This window comes from Actinoplanes sp. NPDC049802 (assembly GCF_040656595.1).
Lineage (GTDB): Bacteria > Actinomycetota > Actinomycetes > Mycobacteriales > Micromonosporaceae > Actinoplanes.
The window spans coordinates 96,384-107,740 of sequence record NZ_JBFAMR010000026.1; the positions used below are offsets into that span (position 1 = coordinate 96,384).

An 11,357-nucleotide genomic window follows, 5' to 3' on the forward strand; every position below is an offset into this window, starting at 1 on the left:
CGGATACGCGGTCGGCGCGGTCGAGGGGTAGACTTGGACTCGGTCGGCCCGACGCGAACCTGCGTCGGCTGCCGCAAACGCGCGCCGGCCGCTTCATTGCTGCGGTTCGTCGCGGCAGATTCGGAGGGAAACCTCCGGCTTCTGCCCGATCCGGCCCGCCGACTGCCGGGGCGGGGAGCTCATCTGCATCCCGATCCGGCCTGCTTCGCGCAGGCAGAGCGACGTCGCGCCTTCGGGCGTGCGTTGCGTCTCACTGGATTTGCTGACCCAGAGCTGCTCGCGGAGCACATCCGTACGGTCCCCGTGCCGTCCGGATCCACCGATGGCGCGGCGTAGCAGCCTCGTCACGACCCAGCAAGGTAGGACGACCCAGATGAGCACACGATGAAGTCCCTGAAATGACCAGGCTTCTAGTGCACGAGTGAGGTCTGTGCGGGTACTGCTCGCACGACCTCGAAGTGAGGAGTGCAGTGCCAGGCAAGGCCCGCGTACACGAGCTCGCCAAAGAGTTCGGGGTCGACAGCAAGACCGTTCTCGCCAAGTTGAAAGAAATGGGCGAGTTCGTCAAATCCGCGTCCAGCACCGTCGAGGCCCCCGTGGCCCGGCGGCTCCGTGGCGCCCTGGAGCAGGGTGGCGCCATTCCGGCGTCCCCGTCGTCTCCGGTGTCTCCCGCAGCGTCCGGTGGTTCGAGCGCGTCCACGGCCCCGCGGCCGGGACCGCCGATGGGGCGGCCCCAGCCGCCGCGCCGCCCGGGTCCCACGCCGGGAGCGCCCACCAACACGCCAACCTCCCCGGCGCCCTCGCCCGGCCAGTTCGCGCGGCCCAAGCCGCCGGGCGGCCGTCCGGGCCCGACGCCCGGTCCGGTCGCCAAGCCGGCCAGCGCGCACGACATCGAGGTGGCGGCCGCTGAGGCCCGTGCCTCGGCGCTGAAGGCCGAGCAGGAGGCCGCGGTCAAGGCCGCTCAGGCAGCGCAGGCAGCCCGTTCCCGGGACGCCGAGCGCCGCCAGGGCCCGTCCGAGGGCGGTGGCCAGCGTGGCCCGCGTCCCGGTCCGGGCAGCGTCCCGCCGCGTCCGGGCTCTCCGGCGGCGACCCGTTCCACGACCCCCGGCACCCCCGGTGGTCCTCGTCCCGGTCCGGCCGGCGGAGCTCCGCGCCCGCCCGCGCGCGGTCCGGGTAACAACCCGTTCGGTGTCTCCGGTGGCGGGGCTTCGCGCCCGTCGCCGGCCTCGATGCCGCGTCCGAACCCGGCGGGCATGCCGCCGCGGCCGAGCCCTGCCTCGATGCCGCCGCGGCCCAGTCCCGCCTCGATGCCCGCGCAGCGTCCCGGTCGTCCGGCCGGTCCCGGCGGCGCCGGTGGTGCCGGTCGTCCGGGTGGTCCCGGCGGTGGCCGTGGCGGCCCCGGTGGCGGTGGCGGCGGCTACCGCGGCGGTGGTGGCGGCGGCGCTGGTGGCGGCTTCCGTCCCGGTGGCGGCGGCGGCGCTGGTGGCGGCTTCCGCCCTGGTGGCGGCGGCGGCGCTGGTGGCGGCTTCCGTCCGGGTGGTCCCGGTGGTGGCGGCGGCGGTCCGGTCGGCGCTGGTGCGCCCGGCCGTCCCGGTGGCGCCGGTGGCCGTGGCCGTGGCGGCGGTGCCGCGGGTGCCTTCGGGCGTCCGGGTGGCCGGCCGACCCGTGGCCGTAAGTCGAAGAAGCAGCGGCGTCAAGAGTTCGACAACCTGTCCGCTCCGCAGATGAGCTCCGGTGCTCCGCGCGGTAACGGCCAGGAGATCCGGCTCTCGCGCGGCGCGTCGCTCTCCGACTTCGCCGACAAGATCAACGCCAACCCGGGCTCGCTCGTCCAGGAGATGTTCAACCTGGGCGAGATGGTGACCGCCACGCAGTCGGTGTCCGACGACACCCTGCTGCTGCTGGGCGAGCACCTGGGCTTCACCGTGAAGATCGTCAGCCCCGAGGACGAGGACCGCGAGCTGCTCGCGCAGTTCGACATCGACCTCGACGCCGAGGTGGCGGAGGACCGTCTGGTCACCCGTCCGCCGGTGGTGACCGTCATGGGTCACGTCGACCACGGTAAGACCAAGCTGCTCGACGCGATCCGCAAGACCAACGTGGTCGCCGGCGAGGCGGGTGGCATCACCCAGCACATCGGCGCCTACCAGGTCGTCGTCCCCCACCAGGGGGAGGAGCGGGCGATCACCTTCATCGACACCCCGGGTCACGAGGCGTTCACCGCCATGCGTGCCCGTGGCGCCAAGGTGACCGACATCGTGATCCTGGTGGTCGCGGCCGACGACGGCGTCATGCCGCAGACGGTCGAGGCGCTCAACCACGCGAAGGCGGCCGACGTGCCGATCGTCGTCGCGGTGAACAAGGTCGACAAGCCGGACGCCAACCCGGACAAGGTCCGGCAGCAGCTGACCGACTACGGCCTGCTCGCCGAGGAGTACGGCGGCGACACGATGTTCGTCAACGTCGCGGCCAAGCCCGGCATCGGCATCGACGACCTCCTCGAGGCCGTCCTGCTGACCGCCGACGCGGCGCTCGAGCTGACCGCCCCGATCGACGGCCCCGCCCAGGGTGTCGCGGTCGAGGCCCACCTGGACAAGGGTCGCGGCGCCGTCGCCACCGTCCTGGTGCAGAAGGGCACGCTGCGTGCCGGTGACTCGATCGTCGCCGGTGGTGCCCACGGTCGCGTCCGGGCCATGCTCGACGAGAACGGCCAGCAGATCGCCGAGGCGGGTCCGGCGCGTCCGGTCCTGGTCCTGGGTCTGACCTCGGTGCCGAGCGCCGGTGACACGTTCCTCGCGGCTGAGGACGACCGCACCGTGCGGCAGATCGCCGAGCAGCGGCAGGCTCGCCGTCGTGCGGCGACCTTCGCGAACTCGACCCGCCCGAAGACGATCGACGAGATCGTCAAGGAGATCAAGGAGGGCGAGAAGGCTTCGCTCACCCTGATCATCAAGGGTGACGGCTCGGGTTCGGTCGAGGCTCTCGAGGACGCGCTCTTCAAGATCGACATTCCGGAAGAGGTGCAGCTCAAGGTCATCCACCGCGGCGTCGGTGCGATCACCGAGAGCGACGTCAACCTGGCGTCCGCCTCCTCCGACCAGAGCGCGACGATCATCGGGTTCAACGTCCGTGCGTCGAACAAGGTCAAGGAACTGGCCGACCGCTCCGGCGTGGAGATCCGCTACTACAGCGTGATCTACCAGGCCATCGAGGAGATCGAGGCCGAGCTCAAGGGCCTGCTCAAGCCGGAGTACGAGGAGGTCGAGCTCGGCACGGCGGAGATCCGCGAGGTGTTCCGCTCGTCCAAGATCGGTCTCATCGCTGGCTGTATCGTCCGGTCCGGTCTCATCCGCCGCAACACCAAGGCCCGCGTCATCCGCGAGGGCACCGTGGTGGCGGACAACGTCACGATCAGCTCGCTCAAGCGGTTCAAGGACGACGCGACCGAGGTCCGCGAGGGCTTCGAGTGTGGTCTGACGCTGAGCGGTTACGGTTCGCCGCAGGTCGGCGACGTGATCGAGACCTTCGAGATGCGTGAGAAGCCGCGGGCGTAAGCTCCGCGACTCCCGACGGCCCGGCGTGCGAGCGCCGGGCCGTCGGCTTTTCCTTCGGTACGGGCACGGCCGCCCCCGTCGAGCAGGGCCGTCCCGTGGCGCCCCGCGAGGCGCTGCCCGGGCACGCCTCTGCCGCGGCCGCCGGGCTGAGCCCGGCGGCCGCGCTCTCGCTGCGCGGGTGGCTTCGCCCGGCGGTGCGGGTCCCGTCGGCGGGCGCCGAGGGGCGGCTGGGAGGATGGCGGCATGTCCCGCTACGCCATGCTGCTCGCGCCGTCCGCCAACCGTGTCTACGCCGACCAGGCGTCCCGCATGTCCCAGGCGGAGCTGGCCGCGTTCGGGCCGGTGCTGTCATCGGGTCTGGCCGACGTCGACGTGACCGTGCTGGGCGGGGTGGAGTACCTGACGTTCTCCGCCGATCTCTCCGAGCGCGACATCGCGTACGTCTCGAATCTCTCCTCGGCCCACGCCCTCTTCGAGCGGGTGGACGACGGCCTGTTGCGGCCGTTGGCGCTCGCGCCGCTGGCGCGGTATGACAGCGACCTGATCACCATCCCGAAGTACGCCGGGAAGACCAACGAGCAGTTCACCAAGCTGGTGCTGAATCTCACGGTGCTGGCGTCCGCCTCGGCCGGGCGGATGCTGGACGGGCATCTCACCGTCCTCGACCCGGTGTGCGGCCGCGGCACCACGCTGAACCAGGCGCTGATGTACGGCTACGACGCCATCGGCGTGGAGATCGACGGCAAGGACGTCGAGGCCTACAAGCTGTTCCTGCAGACCTGGCTGAAGCGCAAGCGGCTCAAGCACACCGCCGAGCTGGTCCCGGTGCGCCGGCAGGGCCGCCGGGCCGCGCGCCGCCTGGAGGTGACCATGGCGGCCAGCAAGGACGATCACAAGGCCGGCGCCGTGCAGAAGGTGACCGTGCTGCACGCCGACACCACGGGGCTGGACGGGCTGATCCGGGGCAACGTGGCGGACGTGCTGGTGGCCGACCTGCCGTACGGGATCGCGCACGGCAGCTACGACGACGAGGGCGGCCTGTCGCGGCGCCCGCTGGACCTGCTGGAGCGGGCCGTGCCGCAGTGGCTGCCGCTGCTGCGCCCGGGCGGCGCGATCGGCCTGTCCTGGAACACCAAGGTCGCCAAGCGGGAGCTGGCCGAGGACATTCTGCTGGCGAGCGGGCTGGAGCTGGTCGAGCACCTGCCGCTCGAGCACCGGGTGGACCAGGGGATCGAGCGTGATGTGGTGGTGGCCCGGAAAACCCCGCGCTGACCCGGTCCGTTGTCAGTACCCTGCTCGCTGATGTATACCGAGACCGCAGTCTTCGATCTGCTTCTGCCCGGTGACTCCCGTTCGCTGAAGCAGAAGCGTTCCTATGTCCGCCCGATTCTGGCGATGCTGAAGAAGTTCGAGGTCAGCGCCGCCGAGGTGGGCTTCCATGACCTGCATGGGCGGGCGCTGCTGGGGGTAGCCGTGGTGGCGGCGGACCCGGCTCAGGCCCGTTCCGTCGTCGACACCTGTGAGAACCAGCTGGCCGGCCGTCCCGAGGTCGAGCTGCTCTCCGTCAAGCGACGGCTGTACGGCGACGAGGATTGACGCTGGGTACGCTTCATCAGTTGGGCGGGGGCACGCTGACCCGCGGGATGAACAGTCGGAGGTGGGCGAAATGTCGGACCCAGCCAAGACACGCCGGCACGCGGAACGCGTCCGGGAGCTGGTGGCTTCGCTGGTGCGGGAGATCAAGGATCCCCGCCTCGGCATGCTGACGGTCACTGATGCCCGGATCACCGGCGACCTGCGTGAGGCGACGGTCTTCTACACGGTTCTCGGTGACGCGACGGAGCAGGCCTCGACCGCCGCGGCCCTGGAGAGCGCCAAGGGCATGCTGCGCAGCCGGGTCGGCCACGCGCTCGGGCTGCGGCATTCGCCGAGCCTGACGTTCGTGCTGGACAACGTGCAGACCCACGTCAAGGAGATCGACGACCTCCTGGCCCAGGCCAAGCACCGCGACCAGGAGGTGCAGCGGCTGGCCGCCGGGGCGAAATACGCCGGCGACCCGGACCCGTACAAGAGCGAGGACGACGAGACCGAGGACGACGAGGCCGAGCGGGTCGGTGCCCGGGAGGATCACGGGTGACCCTGTCCGGGCCGGCCGCCGAGCAGTGGGCCGCCGCGGTCGCGGCGGTCCGCTGCACCGGCGCGGACGACGAGGTTCAGCTGATCTGCCATGTGAACCCGGACGGGGACGCGCTGGGCAGCATGCTCGGCTTCGGGCTGGGGCTGCGGCGGCTGGGGTACACCCGGGTACGGGCCTCGTTCCCCGGAGAATTCGCTGTTCCCGGCCCCTATGCCGGGCTGCCCGGCTCGGCCCTGCTGGCACCGGAGACGGAGGCCTACGCCGCGCCCCGGCTGGTGGTGGTCTTCGACGTGGCGAGCGAGTCACGTCTCGGCGGGCTGGCCGGGCGGCTCGCCGCGGCGCCGGTCAGCGTGGTGCTGGACCATCACGCGTCGAACACCGGTTTCGGCACGGTGCGCCTGGTCGACCCGCGGGCGGCCGCCACCTCGGTGGTCGCCGACGAGCTGCTGGCCCGGCTCGGGGTGCCGCTGGACGCGGAGATCGCCGAGTGCCTCTACGTGGCTCTGGCGACCGACACCGGTTCGTTCAAGTTCGACATGACCACGGTAACGGTTCACGAGCTGGCGGCGCGGCTGATCGCCACCGGGATCCGGCCGGGTGAGATCTCCCGGCGGATCTTCGACAGCCGTCCGTTCGGCGCCATGAAGCTCACCGGTGAGGTGCTCGGACGGGCCGTCCTGGAGCCGGCCGCGGCCGGTGGGCGGGGCATGGTGTGGACCTACGCCACGCTCGCCGACCTGGAGCGGCACGGCCAGCCTCCGTACGTGCTGGACGCCCTGATCGACCCGGTCCGCTCGGTGGCCGAGGCGGACGTGGCGGTGGTGGTGAAGCAGGTCGCGGCCGGTGAGTGGTCGGTGTCGCTGCGCAGCAAGGGTGCGGTCGACGTGAGCGGCGTGGCGATGTCGCAGGGCGGCGGTGGGCACCGCTTGGCGGCCGGCTTCACCGCGTACGGCGAAGCCGCCGACGTGGTGGACACCGTGCGTCGGATTTTGGACGAACACCTGAGCTGAGTTGTGTTCTCGCTGCTGAGCGGGGGTCATCCGAAGGGGTGGGCCCCGCTTTTCTCATCCCGGATCGCGGGATCCAGCCCTGCGGCGGCATGAGTGAACGTTAGTTTGGGTTCCTGAACGGTGATTTGGTTTCGCGCGGCTGCCACCACCGCCTTCCGCGAGGCCTCGAGCCACCCGGGTCCACCGGCCCGGGCCGGCGTCACCTGAGCCAGTGGCCCGGCGATCCCGGGCCGGCGAGTGACGCCCCGCTCGACCCTTAGGGGCGCTCCGTCTCACGGCGCGCCCGCACCCGTTGGAAGGAACTCCCTCTCATGGCTGCCAAGCCGAAGCCTCAGCCCACCGACGACGCCCGCGAGCAGGCCCGCCAGGCACTCCAGACCTCCCTGGACACGCGTCAGTAAGGGTCCGCGCGGAGTCGGTGGGGGTAAGTGACAGGGCTGCGTTGCGGCCCTTACCTCCAGGCGGGCATCATGGGAAGCCATGAGCCCGCCTGTCGACGCGTACACCCACCCACGGCGCACCGCGACCGCCCGCCGGATCGCCGGCCTGGCGCTGCCCGCCCTCGTGGTGCTGGCCGCCGAGCCGCTCTACGTGCTCGTGGACACCGCCGTCGTCGGGCATCTCGGCGCCGTCCCGCTGGCCGCCGTCGCCATCGGCGGCACCGTCATGTCGCTGGCCGCCTGGTTCGGCACGCTCATGGCGTACGGGACCACCGGCCGCGCCGCCCGCCGCTTCGGCGCGGGCGACCGGCACGCCGCGGTCGCCGAGGGGGTCCAGGCCTCCTGGACGGCTCTCGCCGCCGGCGTCCTGCTGGCGGTGCTCGGCCTGGTCGGCGCCGGCCCGCTCACCACCCTGCTGGCCGGTGACCCGGAGATCGCCGAAGCCGCTGCCGGCTGGCTGCGGATCGCCGTCCTGGGCGCGCCCGGCCTGCTGCTGGCCGCCGCCGGGAACGGCTGGATGCGCGGCGTGCAGGACACCCGCCGTCCGCTGTGGATCGTCCTCGGCGCGAACGTGCTGTCCGCGATGCTCTGCCCGATCCTGGTCTACCCGGCGGGACTCGGCCTGACCGGCTCCGCCATCGCCAACGTCACGGCGCAGAGTCTCGGCGGCGCCCTCTTCCTGGCCGCGCTGGTCCGCGAGACCCGGGCTCTGCGGCCGGTGCCCTCGATCATCGTGCGCCAGCTGGTACTCGGTCGTGACCTGCTGATCCGCGGCGCCGCCTTCCAGGCGTGCTTCCTGTCCGCGACCGCGGTGGCGGCCCGCTTCGGCGTCGCTGCCGTCGGCGCCCACCAGATCGTGCTGCAGCTCTGGTTCTTCGCGGCGCTGGCCCTCGACGCGGTCGCGATCGCGGCGCAGTCGCTGGTCGGGGCGTCTCTCGGAGCCGGCGACGAACACGAGGCCCGCGACGTGGCCCGCCGCGTCACCCTCGCCGGCGGCATGGCCGCCCTCGCCTTCGCGGCCCTCGCGGCGGCCGGCGCCCCGGTGGTGCCCGGCTGGTTCAGCGGCGACCCGGCCGTCCACCAGCAGGCCGCCGTCATCTGGCCGTGGTTCGTGGCGCTGCTCCCGATCGCCGGGGTCGTCTACGCCCTCGACGGGGTGTTCATCGGCGCCGGGGACGTGGCCTTCCTGCGTACCGTCACGGTGCTGTCCGCCCTGTTCGGCTTTCTTCCGGCGATCTGGCTGGCCTATGCCTTCGACCTCGGCCTCGGTGGCGTCTGGGCCGGTCTCGGCCTGTTCACGCTCGGCCGCTTCGTGGCGCTGATGTGGCGGTGGCGCTCACCGCACTGGGTGGTCACGGGCGTCACCCGGTAGAGGCCGAGGCGCTCTTCGCCATGCGCGCGGCAGGGCACGGCCACCTCGGGCCGGGCGGGGAAATAGGGTGAGCCGGTGAACACGGACGGACTGATCGTGGTGGACAAACCGGCCGGGATGACGTCGCACGACGTCGTCGCCCGGATCCGCCGGCTGGCGAAGACCCGGCGAGTGGGGCACGGGGGCACGCTGGACCCGATGGCGACCGGCGTGCTGATCATCGGGGTGAACCGGGCGACCCGCCTGCTGACCTATGTGATCGGTTCGGAGAAGAGCTATGCCGCGACCATCCGGCTCGGCGAGTCCACGGTCACCGACGACGCCGAGGGCGAGGTGACCGCGACCGCCTCCACCGGTGCGGTCACCGACGACGCCGTCCGGGCCGGGCTGACCGTTCAGACCGGCGAGATCGACCAGGTCCCGAGCGCGGTGAGCGCCATCAAGATCAACGGGCAGCGGGCGTACAAGCGGGTCCGTGAAGGTGAGTCGGTGGAGATCCCGGCGCGGCGGATCACCGTCCACCGGCTCGACGTCCTCGACATCCGGCGACCCGAGGGCCGCGACGTCATCGACGTGGACATCGACGTGACCTGCTCCTCCGGCACGTACATCCGGGCCATCGCCCGTGACCTCGGCAACACGCTCGGCGTCGGCGGGCACCTCACCGCACTGCGCCGTACCGCGGTCGGCGGCATGACCCTGGACGCCGCCGCCACCCTCGCCGAACTCGAGGAACGCGCCCCCGACGTGATCGGCCTCCCGCTGTCCGAGGCGGCCCGCCGGTCCTTCCCGCAGCGCACCGCCACCGAGGAGGAGACCCGCGTCCTCCGTCACGGCGGCCCGCTCGCGGCGGCCGGCATCGACGGCCCCTACGCCGTCTTCGATCCGGCCGGCGAGGTCCTGGCCATCGTCAGCGAACGGGCCGGGCGCGCCCGGGCCGAGATCGTCCTGGCTCCGGCCTGAACGGCAACCCCACATTCACCGGTACGGAGATGAACCCTCCCCACCCACGGGCACCGTCCCGCCGAGCCACGCGAGCACCTGCCGGCTCGATCCCGTGCCGCGCCCACCGGGCTGACCTCGGTGGCCCGGCCGGCTCTCAACGCTGACCCTGCCGGCTGTTCAAGAAAGGGCTCTCCACCAGCTTTCCTTGAACAGCCGACATGTCAGCTCTGATGCTGATGGCCGATTGTTCTCCGTGCCTTCCCGCGGCCGGTAGGTGCCGACCGGCGCGCACGTCTGGCTTTGCGTGGTCGTTCACGGGTGTCGTAGCGGTGGTCCGGGCACATGATCGGTGCGCTGTGCGCGCCCACCTGGCCGGCACGGGCGGGGCGAGGGCGAGCGTTTTGCCATCTATGTCAGGGCTGACCCTGCCGGCTTATCAATGAAGGCTCGCTATCAGCGCATGTCCGGTCCGGCCCCGCTTCGCCAGGCCTCACGACGCGGGTGCGAGGTAGCGGGGACCGGACCTGGATCAGGGATTCGATGACCGACGACGGCGACGGCGACCGTGTCGGTGACCGGTGAAGACTCGTCCGTTGCGGTGGTTGCGGATGCGGACGGCGTTGCGTGAACGGTGCGCTCGTCCCTGAGCAAGACCGGCGAAACGACCCGGCCTGCCGGTGATGACTCCCCGGCGACCGCCGCTGACGCTGCCCCGTGAACCCCACCGTGCGGCACCGGCCGGCCGTCACACGCCATCACCATCACGTTCCCCGGCTGGCCGCGCAGGCAGGAGCGAGTCTTCGTCGGGGGAGGCGGGACGCGGATCACGGGCTATCGGTGTTCGGCAGACGTGACACCTGCAACGGGTGTCGTCACACCCACTATGGGTGTCGTGTTCTTCGAGCACACATCGCTCTGCACGCTGGCCCTCCGGCCACCGGTGGTGACGCCGTCCCGTGGACTCCAGCGTGTGGCATCGGCTGGCCGCCACTCGCCATCACCGCCACGTTCCCCGGCTGGCCGCGCACGCAGGAGCGAGTCTTCGTCGGGGGAGGCGGGACGCGGATCACGGGCTATCGGTGTTCGGCAGACGTGACACCCGCAACGGGTGTCGTCACACCCACGACGGGTGTCGTGTTCTCCGAGCACACATCGCCCTGCACGCCGCCCTCCGGCCACCGGCGGTGACGCCGTCCCGTGGATTTCAGCGTGTGGCATCGGCCGGCCGTCACACGCAACCACCGCCACGTTCACCGGCTGGCCGCGCACGCAGGAACGAGTCTTCGTCGGGGGAGGCGGGACGCGGATCACGGGCTATCGGTGTTCGGCAGACGTGACACCTGCAACGGGTGTCGTCACACCCACTATGGGTGTCGTGTTCTCCGAGCACACATCGCTCTGCACGCCGGCCCTCCGACCACCGGACGCCAGGGCGCCGGGGCGACAGGACGCCAGGACGACAGGGCTATAGGGCGACAGGGCGGCAGGACGCCGGGGCGGCAGGGCGACAGGGCGACAGGGCGGCAGGGCGACAGGGCGGCAGGGCGGCAGGGCGCACCGTCGGAGCGCTGGGGGCGCCCGCCCGGCGGGCAGAGGGGGCCGAGCGATTCGGCACGCACGCAGGGCCCCGCGCGGTCGCTCACCAGTGTCACAGCGGTGCTCGGGGCGCACCGTCGGAGCGCTGTGCGCCCCCCGCCCGCCCGGTGGGCGTGCAGGCGGGCGGGGCGGGGCGAATTGGCCAGCAGGGTCAGCCCTGAAAGCCAGCCGAAGACGATCTCTCACCCGACGGCGCACCACGGCCGCGACCCGGCAGCCGCGTCGCGAGAAAGCCGGACCCAGTGGCCCGTGCGGCGCCAGCCGCCCGGGCCGGATCGTGCGGCGCCAGCCGCCCGATCAGGC

General features: G+C 72.0%; 8 protein-coding genes. All 8 read left to right on the forward strand.

Features of this window, described 5'->3' with window-relative positions; genetic code table 11:
• Nucleotides 1-33: 33 nt before the first annotated feature.
• Nucleotides 34-336 (forward strand): YlxR family protein, encoded by a 303-nt coding sequence (locus tag AB0I88_RS19815; RefSeq protein WP_361026118.1) that lies wholly within the window; start codon nt 34-36, stop codon nt 334-336.
• 134 nt (nt 337-470) lie between these two features.
• Nucleotides 471-3,554 (forward strand): translation initiation factor IF-2, encoded by a 3,084-nt coding sequence (infB, locus tag AB0I88_RS19820; RefSeq protein WP_361026121.1) that lies wholly within the window; start codon nt 471-473, stop codon nt 3,552-3,554.
• Between the two features lie 243 nt (nt 3,555-3,797).
• On the forward strand, nt 3,798-4,826 hold the full coding sequence (locus AB0I88_RS19825) for an SAM-dependent methyltransferase (RefSeq protein WP_361026124.1): 1,029 nt from the start codon (nt 3,798-3,800) through the stop codon (nt 4,824-4,826).
• 30 nt (nt 4,827-4,856) lie between these two features.
• Complete coding sequence (locus tag AB0I88_RS19830; RefSeq protein ID WP_361026127.1) at nt 4,857-5,150, forward strand: DUF503 domain-containing protein; 294 nt, start codon at nt 4,857-4,859, stop codon at nt 5,148-5,150.
• Nucleotides 5,151-5,220: 70 nt separating this feature from the next.
• The gene (rbfA, locus tag AB0I88_RS19835; protein WP_361026130.1) at nt 5,221-5,691 is read left to right on the forward strand and encodes a 30S ribosome-binding factor RbfA; all 471 of its coding nucleotides are present in this window, start codon (nt 5,221-5,223) and stop codon (nt 5,689-5,691) included.
• The gene (locus tag AB0I88_RS19840) at nt 5,688-6,701 is read left to right on the forward strand and encodes a bifunctional oligoribonuclease/PAP phosphatase NrnA (protein ID WP_361026133.1); all 1,014 of its coding nucleotides are present in this window, start codon (nt 5,688-5,690) and stop codon (nt 6,699-6,701) included. The genes rbfA and AB0I88_RS19840 overlap by 4 nt, the downstream gene beginning before the upstream one ends.
• Before the next feature lie 480 nt (nt 6,702-7,181).
• On the forward strand, nt 7,182-8,513 hold the full coding sequence (locus tag AB0I88_RS19845) for an MATE family efflux transporter (protein ID WP_361026136.1): 1,332 nt from the start codon (nt 7,182-7,184) through the stop codon (nt 8,511-8,513).
• Nucleotides 8,514-8,588: 75 nt separating this feature from the next.
• On the forward strand, nt 8,589-9,476 hold the full coding sequence (truB, locus tag AB0I88_RS19850) for a tRNA pseudouridine(55) synthase TruB (protein WP_361026139.1): 888 nt from the start codon (nt 8,589-8,591) through the stop codon (nt 9,474-9,476).
• Nucleotides 9,477-11,357: the final 1,881 nt, after the last annotated feature.